At 70.9% G+C, this 17,545-nt stretch carries 16 protein-coding genes; 7 read left to right on the top strand and 9 right to left on the bottom strand.

Annotated elements, in window-relative coordinates:
* Positions 1 to 30 precede the first annotated feature (30 nt).
* The gene (locus ABD798_RS25895) at positions 31 to 612 is read left to right on the top strand and encodes a dihydrofolate reductase family protein (protein WP_344879817.1); all 582 of its coding nucleotides are present in this window, start codon (positions 31 to 33) and stop codon (positions 610 to 612) included.
* Positions 613 to 928: 316 nt separating this feature from the next.
* On the opposite strand, the gene ABD798_RS25890 is transcribed toward ABD798_RS25895, so the two are convergent.
* Complete coding sequence (locus ABD798_RS25890) at positions 929 to 1,159, bottom strand: hypothetical protein (RefSeq protein ID WP_344879815.1); 231 nt, start codon at positions 1,157 to 1,159, stop codon at positions 929 to 931.
* Positions 1,160 to 1,261: 102 nt separating this feature from the next.
* Between ABD798_RS25890 and ABD798_RS25885 the strand changes: the two genes are divergently transcribed.
* The gene (locus tag ABD798_RS25885) at positions 1,262 to 1,765 is read left to right on the top strand and encodes a hypothetical protein (protein ID WP_344879812.1); all 504 of its coding nucleotides are present in this window, start codon (positions 1,262 to 1,264) and stop codon (positions 1,763 to 1,765) included.
* On the opposite strand, the gene ABD798_RS25880 is transcribed toward ABD798_RS25885, so the two are convergent.
* Positions 1,745 to 3,187: a HEAT repeat domain-containing protein gene (locus ABD798_RS25880; RefSeq protein WP_344879809.1), complete on the bottom strand. Its 1,443-nt coding sequence runs from the start codon at positions 3,185 to 3,187 to the stop codon at positions 1,745 to 1,747. The genes ABD798_RS25885 and ABD798_RS25880 overlap by 21 nt on opposite strands.
* 58 nt (positions 3,188 to 3,245) lie before the next feature.
* The gene (locus tag ABD798_RS25875; protein WP_344879806.1) at positions 3,246 to 6,527 is read right to left on the bottom strand and encodes an error-prone DNA polymerase; all 3,282 of its coding nucleotides are present in this window, start codon (positions 6,525 to 6,527) and stop codon (positions 3,246 to 3,248) included.
* A 436-nt stretch (positions 6,528 to 6,963) separates the two neighbouring features.
* On the opposite strand from ABD798_RS25875, the gene ABD798_RS25870 reads away from it, so the two are divergent.
* Positions 6,964 to 8,568, top strand: coding sequence for a glycoside hydrolase family 99-like domain-containing protein (locus tag ABD798_RS25870; protein ID WP_344879803.1), 1,605 nt, complete (start codon positions 6,964 to 6,966; stop codon positions 8,566 to 8,568).
* Here ABD798_RS25870 and ABD798_RS25865 read toward each other — a convergent pair.
* On the bottom strand, positions 8,518 to 8,907 hold the full coding sequence (locus ABD798_RS25865; protein ID WP_344879800.1) for a hypothetical protein: 390 nt from the start codon (positions 8,905 to 8,907) through the stop codon (positions 8,518 to 8,520). The genes ABD798_RS25870 and ABD798_RS25865 overlap by 51 nt on opposite strands.
* Before the next feature lie 18 nt (positions 8,908 to 8,925).
* Here ABD798_RS25865 and ABD798_RS25860 point away from each other — a divergent pair, with 18 nt between their 5' ends.
* Both ABD798_RS25860 and ABD798_RS25855 read left to right on the top strand, forming a co-directional pair.
* Entirely contained in the window at positions 8,926 to 9,645 is a 720-nt protein-coding gene (locus ABD798_RS25860) for an AraC family transcriptional regulator (protein WP_344879797.1), read from the top strand.
* Between the two features lie 30 nt (positions 9,646 to 9,675).
* Positions 9,676 to 10,971, top strand: a complete 1,296-nt coding sequence (locus ABD798_RS25855; protein ID WP_344879794.1) for an APC family permease — start codon at positions 9,676 to 9,678, stop codon at positions 10,969 to 10,971.
* Here the strand turns inward: ABD798_RS25855 and ABD798_RS25850 are convergent.
* Entirely contained in the window at positions 10,962 to 12,509 is a 1,548-nt protein-coding gene (locus ABD798_RS25850; protein ID WP_344879791.1) for a DNA polymerase Y family protein, read from the bottom strand. The two genes, ABD798_RS25855 and ABD798_RS25850, sit on opposite strands and share 10 nt — an antisense overlap.
* A complete protein-coding gene (locus tag ABD798_RS25845; protein ID WP_344879788.1) occupies positions 12,494 to 13,078 on the bottom strand; it encodes a hypothetical protein in 585 nt (194 codons plus the stop codon). The genes ABD798_RS25850 and ABD798_RS25845 overlap by 16 nt, the downstream gene beginning before the upstream one ends.
* 419 nt (positions 13,079 to 13,497) lie before the next feature.
* Here ABD798_RS25845 and ABD798_RS25840 point away from each other — a divergent pair, with 419 nt between their 5' ends.
* Positions 13,498 to 14,322 (top strand): class I SAM-dependent methyltransferase, encoded by an 825-nt coding sequence (locus ABD798_RS25840; RefSeq protein ID WP_344879785.1) that lies wholly within the window; start codon positions 13,498 to 13,500, stop codon positions 14,320 to 14,322.
* Between the two features lie 346 nt (positions 14,323 to 14,668).
* On the opposite strand, the gene ABD798_RS25835 is transcribed toward ABD798_RS25840, so the two are convergent.
* Positions 14,669 to 15,028, bottom strand: coding sequence for a MerR family transcriptional regulator (locus ABD798_RS25835; protein WP_344880983.1), 360 nt, complete (start codon positions 15,026 to 15,028; stop codon positions 14,669 to 14,671).
* Positions 15,029 to 15,080: 52 nt separating this feature from the next.
* Between ABD798_RS25835 and ABD798_RS25830 the strand changes: the two genes are divergently transcribed.
* Positions 15,081 to 15,911, top strand: coding sequence for an NAD(P)-dependent oxidoreductase (locus ABD798_RS25830; protein WP_344879782.1), 831 nt, complete (start codon positions 15,081 to 15,083; stop codon positions 15,909 to 15,911).
* 209 nt (positions 15,912 to 16,120) lie between these two features.
* On the opposite strand, the gene ABD798_RS25825 is transcribed toward ABD798_RS25830, so the two are convergent.
* Both ABD798_RS25825 and ABD798_RS25820 read right to left on the bottom strand, forming a co-directional pair.
* Positions 16,121 to 16,918, bottom strand: coding sequence for a lysozyme (locus ABD798_RS25825; RefSeq protein WP_425549266.1), 798 nt, complete (start codon positions 16,916 to 16,918; stop codon positions 16,121 to 16,123).
* A complete protein-coding gene (locus ABD798_RS25820) occupies positions 16,915 to 17,421 on the bottom strand; it encodes a hypothetical protein (RefSeq protein ID WP_344879779.1) in 507 nt (168 codons plus the stop codon). Before ABD798_RS25820 ends, ABD798_RS25825 begins: the two co-directional genes overlap by 4 nt.
* Positions 17,422 to 17,545: the final 124 nt, after the last annotated feature.

The following is a 17,545-nucleotide window of genomic DNA, read 5'->3' as shown; positions in this document are numbered from 1 at the left end:
TTTGGGGCACCCCAAGCAGAGGAGAGCCCAGTGGGCAAGGTGGTCATGTACAGCACGGTGTCCGTGGACGGCTTCATCGCGGACGAGAACGACCAGCCCGGCCCGCTGTTCGACTGGCTGATCAACGGTGACGTGCCGTTGGACGAGAGTGGCGTGGTGAAGGTGTCGCAGCCCTCGTACGACCACACCCGGACGTACTGGGACCGGATCGGGGTGACCATCGCCGGCCGCCGCGTCTTCGACCTGACCGACGGCTGGGACGGCAAGCCCCCGGGCGGGATCGACCACGTGGTCGTCGTGACGCACCGGCCCGCACCCGAGGGCTGGGACCCCGGGGCGCCGTTCCACTTCGTCAGCGGAGTCGAGGAAGCCATGGCCAAGGCGCAGGAGCTCGCGGGTGATCGCGTTGTCGAGGTCGCCGCCGGGGACGTCGGTGGCCAGATGCTCGCCGCGGGCCTGGTCGACGAGGTGCGCATGGACGTCGCCCCCGTCGTGCTCGGCTCGGGCAAGCGCTACTTCGGATCGGTCCACGCGCAGCACCTGCTGGAGGACCCCGACGTGATGATCCAGGGCAACCGGGTCCTTCACCTGAGCTACCAGGTGCGCCGCTGACCATGACCCGGTGCTCGGGATCAGGTCTCGGATCAGACACTCGCCGACCACCACGTGAGGTCACGGTGTCGCCGGGGGTGTCTTCAAGACCACCAAACCCTGCTGTTGATCATCGTTAACCGCCGCAAACCCTGCGGTCTTACGGGGGTTTGCTGTCGTTGGAGACGGTGGGGGTGGGGGTTGGGTGGTCTTGAAGACCTGCAAACGTGATGACCTACAGGACAGGGCCTGGTCGAAACGTTGGCGGGCGTCCGCGCGGCCATCCTCCTGCCGACGACGGAATCATCCGCGCTCGCTGGCAGATCTGAACGGCGCGTCAGAACCGGAACCGCACGATGCGGGTGAGGTAGGGAACCAGCCCCTCGGCGATCATCAGCGCTGGCCTGCCGCGAGGGACGCGCTCCAGCCAGCTCAGCTCGGTGACGCTTGAGCCGATCACCGTGCAGTGCTCGCGCGCCGGCAGGAACCGTTGGCGCAGTTCGATGACGGAGGGGTGGACGGGGCCGAGGGTCTTCTGCACTCCGACGAGGTTGACGGCGATGACCATGCGCCCTACTTTGCCGTCCTTGTGGGCTTCTGGGGAACGTTCGTGGTGTGTCAGTCGCCTGAGCCGCTGGTCGAGCTGATACCGGACCTTGAGCGTGCTCACGTGGAACCCCTTGATGGAGCGCGCTGGCCCGATCCATGGCGTGGTTGGCGGGTGTGGGGCGAACTGCCCGACGGCGCCTGGGACGCGCTCGCCACGACCGGGTCCGTCCTCGCCGCCGAGATCTACGACAGCGACGGCGCGCGGCTCACGGCGATCAGCCGCACCTCGGGACGCTGGACGACCTACCTCAACCTCGACGGCGTGCTCAGCCACCTCGTCCTGGCGCGCGCCCCGTTTGACGCGAACGGCGAAGAGCTGACTGGAAACGCGCTCGACGAGCACAATGCCGCTCACCGGAGCGAGGTGGCGCAGGTTCGGCAGCGTCTGCTGGAGACGACCCCCATGGGCCTTGTCGCGGCTCAACGGGCTTCGGCATGGGCGCACGAGTCGGGCCTGACCCCGGCCGAGGTCGACGAGCTCCACGTGGTCCTCGACGGCACCGAGGTGTTCGTGGAGGAGTTGTTCTCCCGACTGCTGGTCAGCCTAGGTGTTGATGGCTCGTAGTGCTGCTGCGGCGGCTGACCGGACTGCCGGGTGCGAGTCGACCAGGGAGTCGGCGAGCAGGGAACGCAGGCCAGCGGGAGCGGTTCGGCCCAGGGCGGTCGCGGCGTTGGCGCGGACGCGTGGCCTGGGGTCGTGCAGGGCCTCGGTCAGCAGCGGGAGTGTCTTCGCGTGGGTGATTCGCCCGAGCGCGGCTGCGGCGCGGGACCGGACCACTTCGTCCTCATCCTTGATCGCGTTGATCAGCGCCCACATGTGGGCCGGGTCGGCTCGTTGACCGATGACCCAGACGATGGCGCGGCGGACGCGAGGGTCGGGGTCGTACCCGGGCAGGTAGTGCTGCACGTCGATGCGGGCGAGGATCCGTCCGGCGAGCTTGCGGACACGCCGCTCGTCGGTGGTCGTGAGCACCCGCGCCACGGTGGGCGCGACCGAGTCGTCGGCCAGGCGAACCAGTCCGGTCAGAGCGGTGTGGACGTGCCGACCGTCGCAGGCGGCGACCAACCGGCCGAGAGCGCTGTGGTCGCCGTGCTTGGCCAGGACGCGGAAGGCCCGTGCGCGGACGGCGGGGTGAACGTCGTCGGTGGCCTTGAGAGCGGCGGGCGTCGTCAACGGCCCGCCGATCCGGTTCAGGGCCAGCAGCGCGCCCTCGCGAAGGTCGGGCGAGCTGTGGTCGAGCAGCGCCACGATCACGGGCGCGGCCTCCAGCGCTTCGAGCTTGCCCAGTGCTTCCACCACGGGCAGCGCTTGGGTGCCGTCGGACTCGCGCAGAACGTCGATGAGCGGACCGGTCGCCTCGGCGACGCGCAGGTTGCCGAGCACTTCCGCAGCGGCGAAGCGGCCCGGGCGGCGATGTCGGAGGTGTTCGATCAGCACCGGAGTGACCCGGAGTTCACCGGCCCGGCTCAGCACGCGGGCGATGTCGTGCGCTGTGCCGTCATGCACCTGCCCCAGAGCGCCTGCCAGGACGTCGAGCCGTCTCGGGTCGCTGGTCTCGGCGATGCGCTGGGCGGCGGCGCGGCCGAGCCAGGCCCGATCGCCGTCCGTGTCGTTCAGCAGCGTCACCAGCAGGTCGAACACCTGCTCCGAGGACTGCGCGGTGAGGCCCTCCAAGGCGGCTTGGACGACGATGGCTGCGGGGTCGGACAGGGCTTGCTTGAGGATCGGCTGAGGGGCGGGATCGTGGCCGGAACCGAGCGCTCTGAGCGCGATGGTGCGGACCGTGCCGTTGGGATGGGCTGCCAGGGTGGCCAGCCAGGCCTGCCCTGCCTGCTCGGACACGACCGCGCGCGCGTGCTCGTCGAGCGCCTTGTGCGCCTCGGCTCGCGCCACCGACCAGCCCTCCGGGTTGGCCGGTTCGACCTCGGCCAGCCGGGCGGCCAGCGCGTCCCCGACGGCGGTGGCCGAATCCCGATGTTCGCGCATGACCTCCAGTGTGCCCGGCCACTCCACCGAGATTCGCCCGCAGGACCGGGCCGGTGGGTCAGCGGTAGTCGCGGGATTCGCCGAGTCCCGCGAGGGCGAGGGGTTGCAGGCGGTCGGCGGTGAGGGTGACGGCGCCGTCCACCTGCTGCACCACGCCGCGCACGAGCAGCGCCCGCGCGGTCATGGCCTTGCGGTAGCGGGCGATGATCCCCCTGGTGCACACGACGTTGGCCATGCCGGTCTCGTCCTCCACGTTGAGGAAGACCACCCCGCCCGCGGTCTGCGGCCGCTGCCGGTGGGTGACGGCGCCGCCGACGAGCACCCGCGTCCCGTTGTCCACTGTGGACAGATCTCCCGCACGGAGCGCGCCGAGCCGGTCGAGGTGCGCGCGGACGAACTCCACCGGGTAGCGCGCGGGGGAGACCCCGGTCGCCCACACGTCGGAGACGGTCTCCTCGAACTCGGTCATGCCGGGAAGTGCTTGCGGGGCAGCGGCTCCGACGGTGGTCCCGGGCAGGTGGGCGGGCCGCCGCGCCGCGACCACGCCCGCCGCCCAGAGCGCTTCCCTGCGGCTGATGCCGAACCCGCTGAACGCGCCGCCGGTGGCGAGGGCCTCCACCTGGGCCGTGGTGAGCCGGACCCGCTCGGCGAGGTCGACCATGTCGGCGAAGGGGCCGTTCTCCGTGCGTTCGTCGACGACGGCCTTGGCGAGCTTCGTGCCGATGGTGCGGACCGAGGCGAGGCCGAGCCGCACCGCGGGCGTGGGGTCGTCGGGGCCGAGCGGCTCCAGGGTGGCGTGCTCCAGGCTCGCGTTGATCTCCGGGCGGCGCGCCACCACGCCGTGCCTGCGCGCGTCGGCCACCAGGGACTGCGGTGAGTAGAAGCCCATCGGCTGGGCGCGCAGCAGCGCGGCGCAGAACGCGGCGGGGTAGTAGTGCTTGATCCACGCGCTGGCGTAGACGATGTGCGCGAAGGAGATCGAGTGCGACTCCGGGAACCCGTAGCCCGCGAAGGCCACGATCTGCGCGTAGATCCGGTTCGCGAGCTTCTTGTCGATCTTGTGAAGTTCCCGCGCTCCCTCCTGGAACCGCGCGCGCATCGCCTCGACCCTGGCGTAGGAGCGCTTCGAGCCGATGGCCTGGCGCAGCTCGTCGGCCTCGGTGGCGGAGAAGCCCGCGACGTCGATGGCCACCTGCATGAGCTGCTCCTGGAACAGCGGGACGCCGTAGGTCCGGCGCAGCGCCTCGCGCATCGACGGGTGCAGCGGCTCCCGTGACTCCAACCGCTTGCGACGGCGGAGGTAGGGGTGGACCGAGCCGCCCTGGATCGGGCCGGGGCGGATCAGCGCCACCTCCACCACGAGGTCGTGGAACTTCTCCGGGCGCAGCCGCGGCAGGGTGGCCATCTGCGCGCGGCTCTCCACCTGGAACACGCCGATGGTGTCGGCCTTGCAGAGCATCTCGTAGACGGCGGGGTCGGCGAGGTTCAGCCGGGCGAGGTCGACGTGGACGCCGTGGTGCTCGGCGATCAGGTCGACGGCGTAGTGCAGCGCGGAGAGCATGCCGAGGCCGAGCAGGTCGAACTTGACCAGGTCCATCTCGGCGCAGTCGTCCTTGTCCCACTGCACGACCGTGCGACCGGCCATCCTCGCCCACTCCACCGGGACGACCTCGCCGATCGGGGTGCCGGTGAGGATCATCCCGCCGGAGTGGATGCCCAGGTGCCTCGGCCTCCCGCGCAGTTGCTCGGCCAGCTCCCGCACCGCTTCGGGGATCTCCTCCTCCGACTCGCCCGGAGCCGGGGCGAAGCGGTCGGCCTTCTTGCTCCACGCGTCGGCCTGGCCGGGGGAGTGGCCCAGTGCCTTGGCGACGTCGCGCACCGCCGAGCGCGTCCGGTAGGTGATCACGTTGGCGACCTGGGCGGCGTGCTCGCGGCCGTAGGTGCCGTAGACGTGCTGGATGACCTCCTCGCGCCGGTCGGACTCGATGTCCAGGTCGATGTCGGGCGGGCCGTCCCGCGCGGTGGACAGGAAGCGCTCGAACAGCAGCTCCCACCGCACCGGGTCCACCTTGGTGACGCCGAGGGCGTAGCAGACCGCCGAGTTGGCCGCCGAACCCCGGCCCTGGCAGTAGATGTCGTTCTCGCGGCAGAATTTCACCACGCGGTGCACCACGAGGAAGTAGCCCGCGAGCTTCTTCGTGGTGATCACGTCGAGCTCCCGCTCCAGCTGCGCGTGGGCGTGCGGGGCCTCGGTGAAGCTCCCGTAGGTGCCGAGGGCGCCGAGGTGGACGATCTCGCGGAGGTAGCTGCTCTCGTCGTGCCCCTGCGGAACCGGGTACGGCGGCAGCTCGGGCGCGACCAGCCTGAGGTCGAAGGCGCACTCGGCACCGAGCGCCGCCGCCGTGGCGACCGCGCCGGGGTAGCGGGCGAACCGCCTGGCCATCTCCGCCCCGGAGCGCAGGTGGGCCATGGGCGCGGCGGGCAGCCAGCCGTCCATCTCCTCCAGCGGCAGCCGCGCCCGGATCGCCGCGACGGTCGCCGCCAACCGCCCCTGCTCCGGGGTCGCGTAGTGCACGTTGTTGGTGGCCACCACCGGCAACCGGAACCGCTCGGCCAGCTCGGCGAGCGCGTCGTTCACCTTGCTGTCCAGGGGTTGTGAGTGGTCGATCAGCTCCACCGCGACGTTGTCCCGCCCGAACAGCGCGATCAGCCGGTCCAGCTCCCGCGCGGCCCCGTCGAGGCCCTCCTGCGCCAGCGCCGCCCGCACCGAGCCCTTGCGGCAGCCGGTGAGCACCAGCCACTCGCCCCGGCCCACGGCGGCCAGCTCCTCCAGCCGGTAGGTCGGTTTCCCCTTCTCTCCCTGGGATTTCAGCTCGTTCTTCGCGTCACGGAGATGGGCGCTGGTGATCGCCCCGGCCAACCGGTGGTAGCCGGTGGGCGTGCGCGCGAGCAGCAGCAGGTGCCGCCCGCCGGGATCGGGCACCCCGGCTCCGGCTGAGGGCAGGTCGAGGCTCAACTCCGAGCCGTAGACGGTCCTCAGGCCGGTGCCGCGCGCCGCGACCGCCAGCTTCGCGGCTCCGGGGAAGCCGTCGTGGTCGGTGATCGCCAGCGTCTGGATGCCCAGCCGCACCGCCTCCGCGACGAGCGCGTCGGGATCGGAGGCGCCGTCGAGGAAGCTGTAGCTGGAGTGGCAGTGCAGTTCCGCGTACGGCACAACGGTTTCCGGCTCCCGCGTCGAGGACCGCCGTGGCGCCGCGACGGGCTCGCCGGACTCGTCGGGGTCCCCGGAGAGCAGGCGCTCCAGCGTGCGCCACGGGATCGCGGGGTTGGTGAAGCCCATGCCCGGAACCTACGCGAAACCACCGCTCCAGTCGAACACGTGTTCGAATCTGTTGTTCTCCGAGTCGCGCTGCGAAGAAGACCTCCTCAACCTTCTCAGCGTGGACTGATGTACCCAATGTGGCATTGGTTTCGTCTGGCGAAACAAATGCCACATTGGGTACGTCGCAGCGGCTCCCGGCGCCCGCCTTGACGCACCGGGCCGATGTGGTCTTCAACGACGACAAACCTCGGCCACCCCAACCTGGCGGACGCCGTGACCGGAATCCTCGGCTCGACGCCAAAGTCCCGTTTGGTGCGTTGAGCGCGCTGAACGGGTCGTTCAGTGCGCTCAAGTACCTCAACGGGTCGTTTGGTGCGTTTGGGTGTGCTTGAAGGGGGCTGAGTTCGGGCTGAAACGCCGGACGGACGATCGGGCGAGCCCTAGGCTGTGCGGCGTGTTGAGACGTCTCGTCGCCGCGCCCGTCATAGTTGCCACTGTGGTGGTCGCCGCCCTGGCCGGGTTCGGTGTCCCGGAACCCGCGAAAGCCCAGTCCTCGCCCGCGAAGGTCACCGACCCGGTGCCCATGATCGAACTGCGCACCCCGGCGGGCGGGCGGTTCTACACGCTTTCCCCGCGCGAGGCGGCGGACGCGGTCAGCAAGCACAGGTTCACCCGTGAACCGGGCCAGGTGGGTTACTGGCGCACCGCGTCGTTCTTCGGCTCGCAGCCGGTTTTCCGGTTGCGGGGCGGCAGCGGCTACCTGCTCACCGCGTCGACCTCGGAGCGGGACGCGCTCGTCAAGCAGGGCTTCGCGGACGAGGGCGTCACCGGGCACCTGTGGAGCACGCAGCAGCCGGGCATGGAACGGTTGCTGCGCTTCAGCAAGTCCGGTGAGTGGCGGGTCGCCTTCGAGTCCCGCAGCGGAGAGCTGACCGGACAGGGCTACCGCGCGGACGGGCCGCTCGGGTGGGGGCACACGGAGTGGATTCGCGCGGGCGCGATCTACTTCGGCACCTTCAACCCCGCGTCGACCGACGTGATCGGCGCGACGAAGCGCACGTTCGGCCGCGACGGCGACTACTGGGGCGGAGTCCGGGACTTCTCCGGCCGCGACCCGGCCGTCGCGCAGAACACGCAGGGCTGGAGCGGGAACTTCTCGCACCTGAGCCCGTCGATCGGTTTCTACGACGACTCCAAGCCCGCCACGCTGGAGAAGCACATCGACCAGGCCACCGGCGCGGGCTTGGACTTCTTCCAGTTCTACTGGTACTGGGACACCACCAAGAAGAAGCAGCCGGAGCGCTTCGACGTGTCCCTCAACGCCTTCGGGGCCGCGCGCAACCGGCTCGACATCGACTACACGCTGACGGTGTGCGCGCACCCGTGGGGCAACCTCGGCATCCCGAAGGAGGACTTCGGCACGGTCGCCGACGACTTCGTCCGGCACTTCCGGCAGCCGAACTTCTTGCGCGCCAACGACGGCAGGCTCCTGCTGACCCTGTGCGACCGGCGCGGCATCGGCAACGGCTCCGACGCCGACACCCGCGAGTTCATCTCCGTGGTGCGCCAGCGCGCCGCCTCCGCGCTCGGCGAGGACATCATGGTGCTCGGGTACTGGGAGGCCATGCTCGACCCGGCCGCGCCGGAGCGGTGGGGGACCGAGGGCGCCTACTGCGGCGTCCGCATCGACCACGAGAAGTCCTACGCCCGTTACGCCGCAACGCTTCCCGAGTACCTCGCCAAGGGGCCGTCGCAGTTCATGCGGTGCGCCGCGCAGAACTTCGACGAGCGCCCGCGCTTCCCGCACCTGATCCCGGACCGGTCGAAGATCCGCTTCTACCCGGACCAGACACCGGAGCTGTTCGGCGACGTGCTCTCCACGCTGCGCAAGGACATCGCGGGCTCGCGCAGGATCTCCGCGGTGGACAACTTCGTCAGCATCTACGCGTGGAACGAGTGGCACGAGGGCGGCATCATCGAGCCCAACGCGCGGGACGGCTGCCGCTACCTAGGAATCGTGCACGACTCGCTCGGCCTTCGCACCGGCAAGGGCTGCTAGCACCACGAGCCCGGCGACGTCGATCCACACCACCCTGGTCAGCTCCGCGTTCAGCGGCCCGCCGATCAGTCCACAGAGGACGAAGGTGCCGAAGCTCGCCGCGTTGACGGTGACCGCGACGGCACGCAGGCGGGGGCGGAACGCGGAGACGACCAGGGTGGCCCCGAGGAGGCCGAGCAGGACGGCGCGGTGCCGGAACAGTGCCTCCATGTCGGGGCCCGCGATGCCGACCCCGTAGGCCGCCCGCGAGAGGTCGAGGGAGAGCGCGCCGAGCGAGGGCGCGATGTTGATGAGCCCGGCCAGCACGAGCAGTGCCTGAGCGATCCGTTCACGTCGCATTCTGCGATCATCGGGGACGTGGACCCCGCCGCGCTTCCGGAAACGTGCTGTGCGCCGACGCTCTGGCTGTTGCCGGGGCGCGCGGCCTACCTGGGCCCGTCGCTGCGGCTGGACACCCACTCCGGCTCGGTGCACTGCCTCGCGCTCGGCGTGGACTCGCCGTTCCTGCTCAGCTCCGCCGAGACGGGGCAGCGCAAGGTGCGCAGCGCGCTGATCACCGCGCGCACGCCGCACCTCGTCGAGGGCGACGGCAGGATGCTGTTCTGCTACCTCGACCGGATCGGGGAACTGCGCTCCGCCATGGCCGAGCAGCACTTGTCCGTCCACTTCGGACACCGCGATGAGGAGCGCTTCGCCCGCGACCCGCGCCAGGCCGTGCAGGACCTCCTCGGAGCCTCCGCCGGAGAGATCGACTCGCGCGTCGCCTCGGCTCTGCGCCTCCTGCGGGCCCGGCCGGACGCCAGCGCCGCCGAGACCGCCGCGGCGGTGAACCTGTCCACCTCGCGCTTCCTGCACCTGTTCTCCGAGCACGCGGCGACGAGCTTCCGGCGCTACCGGCTGTGGGCGCGGATGCTGCGCGTCGCGGAGGCGGTGAACGCGGGCGCCAACCTGACCACGGCCGCCGTCGACGCCGGTTTCGCCTCACCGGGCCACTTCAGCGACGCCTTCCACACGATGTTCGGGCTGACCGCGAGCGCGTTCCTGGCGTCGAGAACCCGCGTCATCACCGTGGTTTAGCCGCGCGAGCGCCGGAGAACTCTGCGCTTCATGGCAGCCACGCTGAACCGCTCGGTGACCACACCGCTGCTGTTCCTGTTCATCCTGGGCGACATCCTCGGCGCGGGCGTCTACGTGCTGGTCGGCGAGGTCGCGGGGCAGGCGGGCGGTGCGGTCTGGGTGCCGCTGCTGGTCGCGCTGTTCCTGGCGATGCTCACCGCGGGCTCCTACGCGGAGCTGACGACGAAGTACCCGCGTGCCGGTGGGGCCGCGCACTACGCGGGGCGCGCGTTCGGGCCCTTCGCCGCGTTCCTGGTGGGCTTCTGCATGCTGGCCGCCGGGGTGGTGTCGGTGGCCGCGCTCGCGCTCGGCTTCGCCGGGGACTACCTGAGCCAGTTCGTCACGCTGCCCACCCTGCTGGTGGCCGCGGTGTTCCTGGCCGCGCTCGCGCTGCTCAACGCCAGGGGGATCAAGGAGTCCTTGCGCGCCAACATGGTCGCGACGCTGGTGGAGGTCTCTGGGCTGCTGCTGGTCGTCGTGCTCGGGATCGTGGTGATCGCCAGGGGGGACGCCGACCTCGGCAGGCTCGCGCAGCTGGGCACGGCCGAGCACGGGCCGCTGTCGGCGGTGCTGGCCGGGGCGGTGCTCGCCTACTACTCCTTCGTCGGCTTCGAGACCTCGGTCAACGTCGCCGAGGAGACGGTGGACCCGCGTCGCTCCTACCCGCGAGCCCTCTTCGGCGCGCTCGCCTTCGCCGGGGTTGTCTACCTGGCCGTCGGCTCGGTCGCGGCCACCGTGGTGCCGCCGGAGGTGCTGGCCTCCTCCAGCGGACCGCTGCTGGAGGTGGTGCGCATCGCCGGTGGCGTGCCCACGTGGATCTTCGGCCTGGTGGCCCTTGTCGCGGTGGCCAACGGCGCGCTGCTGACCGGGATCATGTCCTCGCGGCTGGCCTACGGCATGGCCAGGGACGGCTTGCTGCCCGCCGTGCTCGGCCGCGTCCTGCCGAAGCGGAGGACGCCGTGGGTGGCCATCGCGGTGACCGCGATGCTGTCGCTGCTGCTCGCGCTGACCGGTGACGTGGCGTCGTTGGCCTCGACCCTGGTGCTGCTGTTGCTGGTGGTGTTCTTCGCGGTGAACATCGCGGTCCTGGTGCTGCGGCGCGAGGAGGTCGAGACCGGGCACTTCCGCGTCTTCAGCGCGATCCCGGTGCTGGGCGCGGCTTCCTGCGTGCTGCTGGCCACACAGGTGGAGGGCGAGGTGTGGGTGCGCGGCTTGATCGTCCTCGCGGTCGGCCTGGTGCTGTCGGTCGGCGCGGTGTTGCGCGGCCGGGCCCGGACTCACTCGTAGACGCCCTCGACCCACCACGTCGTCCCGTCCCCGGCCAGCAGCAGCGCCCGCTCGCCGCCCTCGCCGCTGGGCTCCAGCACCACTTGCAGCCGGACCAGCGCGGCGGCGGGCCACGGCCCCGACCAGCTCAGGACCTGGCGCGGCGGCCCCTTCTCCGTCAGCACGGCGCGCGGGGGCGCGGTCAGCTCGTCCCGCTCGTCGACGACGACCTCCGCGCCGTCCCCGTCCAGCACCACCACCGGGACCGGGCCGGTGACCAGGCGCTCGGGCGTGGGCTTGGGAACCGCTCCGGGCCACGGCCGCTCGGCGGGGCGCTCCGGGACCGGTGGGTCACCCCAGGGCACCAGCCGCACCCGCTCGCCGGGGCCGCGCCCACCCCCGATCACCCCGCGCCACACCGAATCCGGGCCGAGCAGGCCCTGCACGCGCACCAGCGCCCGGCCCGCGCGCTCGGCCACCGAGGTCTCCGCCTCGCCGCTGAGCAGGTCCAGCTGCAGCGCCTCCGCGCCGATGACCTCGCGAGGATCGAGCAGCAGCACGGAGATCCCGCCGTCCAGCCCGCCGTCGCCCGCCACGCGCAGCCACCCGTCGAGCTGCCAGCGCACGCGGTCCCGCACGCCCTCGGCGGTCAGCGGCTCCGCGCAGCGCCACACCCGCTCCAGTTCGGTGCTGCCCTCGGTGCGCGCGCGGATGCCCAGCCGCACGCACGCCAGCCCCCGCCGGGCCAGTTCCGCGTGCAGCCGTTCCCCGATCGCCTTGGCGGCGAAGGCGGCGACGTCCACCCGCGTCACGGGCGGGTCGAACTCCTCGGTCACGCTCAGCTCCGGCGGCGGTCTTCGCCGCGACGGCGCGCGCTCCTCCAGCCCCGAGGCGAGCCGGTGGGCCAGCGCCCCCGCCGCGCCGAAGCGGTTGAGCACATCGGCGGCAGGCAGCTCCGCGAACTCGCCGAGGGTCCGCACACCCAAGCGCCGCACCAGATCCACCAGTTCCGCGCGGCCGGGAAGGCGCTCCGCCGGCTGGTCGAGCTCGCTGATGCCCAGCGGCGCGAGGAACTCCGGGCTGCCCTCCGGCGGGACGACGAGGCCCCTGCGCGCGGCCAGCGTGGCGGCGAACAACCCGTCGGCGACGCCGACCTGGCACTCCACCCCGGCCTCGGCGACCCGGTCGACCAGCAGTTCGGCCACCGCCTCCTCGCCGCCGAAGTAGCGGCTCGGACCGCGCGCGGGGACGGCGAGGACGCCGGGGCGGACCACCTCCACGCCCGGGGTCAGCCCCTCCACGGCGGCCACGACCGGTTCGAACACCCGCGCGTCCCGGTCGGGGTCGTCGGCGACCAGCTCCAGGTCCGGGCACGCCCGCTGAGCCTGCCTGCGCCGCTGACCCCGCCGCACCCCCACCGCGCGGGCGGTCGCCGAGCAGGCCAGGACGTGGTTCGCGGCGACCACCGCGAGCGGCACGTGCGCGCTCAGCCCCGCCGTGGCGGCCGCCGCGATCACCGGCCAGTCGGGGCACCAGAGGACGATCAGCCGGGTAGGCACACGCGGACCGAGCGGGGGCGTGCGGCGGAGCCTCGGCCGGTGGCGTGGATGTCGACCTCGCGGTGGGTGAGGTGGCCGTCCCCGGCTCCGGTGCCGTGCCAGCGGGTGTTGGCGCAGCGCAGGTGAACGTCGGCGGAAGGCCACGGCCCCAGGGGAAGCAGCACGGTTCCGCGTTGGCGCACGCGTGCGGAGAGCTTGCGGACCTGGGCGGTGCCGAGGGTGGCGGTGCCGGTGAAGGCGACGAGGTCGATGCCGTCGGCGAGCGCGGCGACGACCTCGCCGAGCTGGGTTCCCGGGCGGGGCACCAACGCCAGGCGCTGCACGGCGATCCCGGCTTCGGCGGCGGCCAGCACGCTCAACCCCGGCAGTCCGACGACGGCGGCCCAGGAGCCTTCGGCGGTGGCGGAGGCCAGTACCGCGAACAGCAGCGAGGTCGATCCGCGCAGCGCGATGGTGGCTCCGCGTCGCAGTCCGGGCCACGGAAGGACTTCCCGCAGCTCGGTTCGTACTGGCAGCACGCGTCCGGCGAACTCCTCGCCGGATGCGGTGCTGACCCTGGCCAGGGACACCGCTGTCAACCCTCCTGCCGTGCCGTGGGCGCGCGTGGTTCACGAGCACACCCGCCACGGGGAAGGTGGGCGGACGCTCGAACGTGTGTTCGACTGTGCCGCCGAGTCAACCCCTTGCTGGGGTGGCAAGTCAAGTTCGAATGGACCGGCTTTCAGGCCGAAGTGGACCGTCGTGACCAGCGGTGAGCGGCCGATCACCTTCCTCGTCCGTCCACTGTGGAGTTACTGCGGCCTTGGCGAGTGCGAGAAGTCTTCGAATATCAACTTCTTGGTGTCGACGGCGGGGGTGCGCCGTCCTTAGCGTGGTTTTCGTCGGTGCTCGGCAATCGTGAGGAATGCGCATGGGAAGTGCTGCGGGCCGCGTGGCGAAAAACGCCCTCCAGCCAGTTGTCAGGGCGGTCAGGGGAGCCGTGGCCTCCGTGCGCAGTCCACTGTTCGTGCCGCCGGGTCACTACTATTCGCCAGTTCCCTCCGGCGAGGACGTTCTCCGGGCGATCACCACGGTCCGGAATGTGCCCGACCTCCCAGGGATCGACCTCCGAGAGCAGTCCCAGCGCGAGCTCGCCGTGACACTCTCGCCGATGTGGGCCGATCTGCCGGAGACGGCGTCGAGCGACTGGCGCTACGACCCGGACAACGAGATGTTCTGCCTCGCCGACGCGGCCGTGTGCTATTCGATGGTGCGCGATCTCCAGCCGGGCAGGGTGATCGAGGTCGGGTCGGGGTTCAGCTCCGCCCTCGCGCTCGACGCCGCCGACCGCAACGCCGGCGACACCTCGTTCACGTTCATCGAGCCGTACCCGGATCGTTTGCTGGGGCTGTTGCGCCCGGAGGACAGGAATCGCTGCACGCTGGTGCGCGGCAAGGTCCAGGACGTTCCGGTCGACACTTTCGACCAGCTCCGCTCGGGTGATCTGCTCTTCATCGACTCCACCCACGTGAGCAAGGCGGGAAGTGATGTCAACTACCTCTTCTTCGACGTGCTTCCGCGACTCGCCGAGGGCGTCATCGTGCACGTGCACGACATCTTCTGGCCGTTCGAATACCCGGTCGACTGGCTCCGCGAAGGCCGGAACTGGACGGAGAACTACCTCCTGCGCGCATTCCTGACGCACAACTCGGCGTTCGAGATCCTGCTTTTCAGCTCCTGGCTCTGGGCCTTCGAACCCGACCTCGTCCGCAAAGCCCTTCCCGCGGCGGCGGAGCACGTTCCCGGCAGCATCTGGCTCCGCAAGACCGGCTGACCGCCCATGCCCTGTCCTGCAAGTCATCAGGTTCGCCGGTCTTCAAGACCACCCAACCCCCACTCCAGCCGTCCTCAACGACAGCAAACCGCGCAAGGCCACAGGGTTTGCGGAGGTTAACGATGATCAAAAGCGGGGTTTGGGGGTCTTGAAGACACCTCGACCCCGGCGACACCGTGACCGGACTGCGCAGCTCAACCACTTGCAGGGCAGGCGCTAGGCGATCCGGTAAAGGCCGAGGCGGCTGCGCGAGTGGTCGCCGTAGGTCATAGCCCCACAACCGTGACCGCCCGCTCGCCCAACGCGCGCCGAGGTGTCCAACCCCTCCCGGTTCGTGCTGGTGGTTTCAGGTGGGGCGGGCCTCGGCGGAGATGATCACGTCGAGGTTGGCGCGCGTGGCGGCCAGCTCGTCGATGGCCTCATCGATCTTCGCCCGGTGCTCGACCAGCGCGGAGACCAGTTCCGGGCACAGCGGCGCCAGCAGGCCGTCGTCGTCGAGCATGCACGGCAGCACCTGTGTGATCTGCGCGGTGCTCAGCCCGGCCGCGAGCAGAATGCGGATGCGCCGCACGGCCGCGACATCGGCGTCGCCGTACACGCGGTAGCCGCTGGGCCGCCGCTCCGGGCGCAGCAGCCCCTGTTCCTCGTAGTAGCGCAACGCGCGCTCGGTGATGCCCGTGCGCCGCGCCAGCTCTCCGATCCGCATCCCGGCTCCAAGCTTGACTCTCACGTCGACGTGAAGGTTTAGCTTAGCCGTCATGACACCCGTGACCGTCCTCGGACTGGGCCCGATGGGCCGTGCGATCGCGACCGCCCTCGTCGCCGCCGACCACCCCACCACCGCGTGGAACCGCACTCCTGGCAAGGGAAACGACCTCGACGTCACGATCGCCGACACCGCGCCGGAGGCGATCGCGGCCAGTCCGCTCGTCGTCGTGTGCGTGATGAACTACGAGGCCGTGCGCGCGGTCCTGGACGCCGACGCGCTCAAGGGCCGCACCCTGCTCAACCTCACCGGCGGCTCGCCTCGGCAGGCCCGCGAGATGGCCGAGTGGGCGACGGAGCACGGCATCGACTACCTCGACGGCGTGATCCTCAACGGCATCGTCGGCGGCCCGGACGCGGCGCTGCTCTACAGCGGCTCGAAGGAGATCTACCAGGCGCACCAAGCAACTCTGGCCGCTCTCGGCGAGAACGGGATCTACCTCGGCGAGGACCCGGGCCGCTCCGCCGGGTTCAACATGTCGTTGCTGGACCTGTTCTGGACGTCGATGTTCGGGGTCGTGCACGCCTTCCGCCTGGCCGCCGCCGAGAACATCGGTCCGCGCGAGCTCAGCGGCCACGCGAAGGCGATGGCGGGCATGCTCCCCGACCTGATCGACGTGGTCGCCGAGCACGTGGCCACCGACAGCTTCCCCGGCGAAGCCTCCACGATCGACTCGGCGGCGGCGCTGCTGGAGGACCTCGTGGACACCGTGCGCGCCAACGGCCTCGACGACGGGGTGCTCAGCGCGGGAAGGGCGGCGGTGCGGCGCGCGGTCGAGGCCGGGCACGGAGCGGAGGGGTTCTCCCGCCTCGCGGTGCTCTAGTGCCTGTCCTGTAGGTCATCAGGTTCGCCGGTCTTCAAGACCGCCCAACCCCCACCCCAGCCGTCTTCAACGACAGCACACCCCGCAAGGCCGCTGGGTTTGCGGCGGTTAACGATGATCAACGGCGGGGTTTGGGGGTCTTGAAGACACCCCGACCCCCGGCGGCACCGTGACTGGAACATACAGCGGAACCACTTGCAGGACAGGCGCTAGTGCCCCCGGGCCAGCACCTGGAGCCGCTGGTAGGAGCCGTTGAAGGAGTTCTGGTCGATCGGCTTCGACGAGTACTGCCAGATCGTGTGGATCGACCACGCGTGCGGTAGCTGCCCGACCGCCGAGGCGTAGCGCGCGACCCACAGCGGGTTCGTCCCGCTGAAGTCGCCGGTGTTGCCGGTGCACTTGGCCCACCAGTTCGCGCTGGTGTAGATCGACGGGTATCGCCCCGTACGGCGGTGGTAGGTGTCGGAGAAGTCCTTGATCCAGCCGGTCATCGCCGCAGGGGCGAGCCCGTAACACGTTGGGCCGTAAGGGTTGTACTCGATGTCCAGCGCTCCGGGCAGCGTCTTGCCGTCCTTGGACCAGGAGCCGCCGTTGTCCACGAAGTAGTTGGCCTGCGCCGCACCGCTCGCGCGGTCCGGCAGCGCGAAGTGGTAGGCGCCGCGGATCATGCCGATGGAGTGGGAACCGTTGTACTGCTGGGGGTAGTACGGGTTCTTGTAGCTTGTGCCCTCGGTCGCCTTGACGTAGGCGAAGCGCTTGCCGGAGTTCCACTGCGCGGGCCAGTCGACGTCGCGCTGGTGCCCGCTGACGTCGATCCCCGCGAGCGCGGCACCGGTGCGCGGGTCGAGCGGGACCTCCTCGTGCGTGCGCGGGAGGTCGGGGGAGCTGCCCTCGTGCTTGGCGATCTGCGAACCCATCGGGGTGTCGAACACCTGTCCTCGCGCTGGTCCCGCCGCCACGGACGTGAACGCCATCGCGAGCAGCGTCGCCAGGATCGTGGTTCTCATATCGACCTCCGAATCGGATGCGGTGTGTCACGCCTTTGAGCAGGGGTTTCCCGGGGCAGCTCGTCGCCGGGGAGGTCGGGGGCCAGTACGGCTCGCAGGTCCTGGAGCGAGTTCTCCAGGCTCCGGCGGGAGTGCGGGGGCAGGCGGCGCAGCGCGTCGGAGAGCCGCGTCCTCCGGTCGGAGCCCAGCCGCGCCAGGAAGTCGTTGCCGTCCCGGTTGACCAGCCACACCGTCTCCGAACCACGCTCTTCGCGGGTCACAAACCCGGCCGCGAGCAGGCGGTTCCCCGCGCGCAGCACGGCTTCGACGCTCGTCCCGGCGCGCTCGGCGACCTCCTCGGCGGTGCGGGCGCGCTCGTCCAGGTGCCGCAGGACGTGCAGGTGCCCCTGCGCCAGGCGCGGCCGCAACGACTCCGCGCTCAGCCGCCAGACGCCGAGCACCGCCTCCACAGCGGCTTCGAGCGCTCGGACCTGTCGTCGCAGTCCGCGATCCCCGTGCTCCATGACACCTCCTCGGTCACGTTGTCACTGCGGATAACCCGCGTCGGCGGTGTCAACCAGTGACGATCGGCGGTCACCCGAAAAGTCACACGTGCGCACCGGACGGGTGTCGCCCCGCAGTGGGGCG

This window comes from Allokutzneria multivorans (genome assembly GCF_039537405.1).
Classification (GTDB): domain Bacteria; phylum Actinomycetota; class Actinomycetes; order Mycobacteriales; family Pseudonocardiaceae; genus Allokutzneria; species Allokutzneria multivorans.
Note: the sequence above shows the minus strand (reverse complement) of the source record. Positions and strands in the feature narration are given on the sequence as shown.

Coding starts and splice junctions, on each gene's coding strand:
- ABD798_RS25890 (WP_344879815.1), bottom strand. CDS start 1,159: ATGGTCATCGCCGTCAACCTCGTCGGAGTGCAGAAGACCCTCGGCCCC.
- ABD798_RS25880 (WP_344879809.1), bottom strand. CDS start 3,187: ATGCGCGAACATCGGGATTCGGCCACCGCCGTCGGGGACGCGCTGGCC.
- ABD798_RS25875 (WP_344879806.1), bottom strand. CDS start 6,527: ATGGGCTTCACCAACCCCGCGATCCCGTGGCGCACGCTGGAGCGCCTG.
- ABD798_RS25865 (WP_344879800.1), bottom strand. CDS start 8,907: ATGCGACGTGAACGGATCGCTCAGGCACTGCTCGTGCTGGCCGGGCTC.
- ABD798_RS25855 (WP_344879794.1), top strand. CDS start 9,676: ATGGCAGCCACGCTGAACCGCTCGGTGACCACACCGCTGCTGTTCCTG.
- ABD798_RS25835 (WP_344880983.1), bottom strand. CDS start 15,028: ATGCGGATCGGAGAGCTGGCGCGGCGCACGGGCATCACCGAGCGCGCG.
- ABD798_RS25830 (WP_344879782.1), top strand. CDS start 15,081: ATGACACCCGTGACCGTCCTCGGACTGGGCCCGATGGGCCGTGCGATC.
- ABD798_RS25825 (WP_425549266.1), bottom strand. CDS start 16,918: ATGAGAACCACGATCCTGGCGACGCTGCTCGCGATGGCGTTCACGTCC.
- ABD798_RS25820 (WP_344879779.1), bottom strand. CDS start 17,421: ATGGAGCACGGGGATCGCGGACTGCGACGACAGGTCCGAGCGCTCGAA.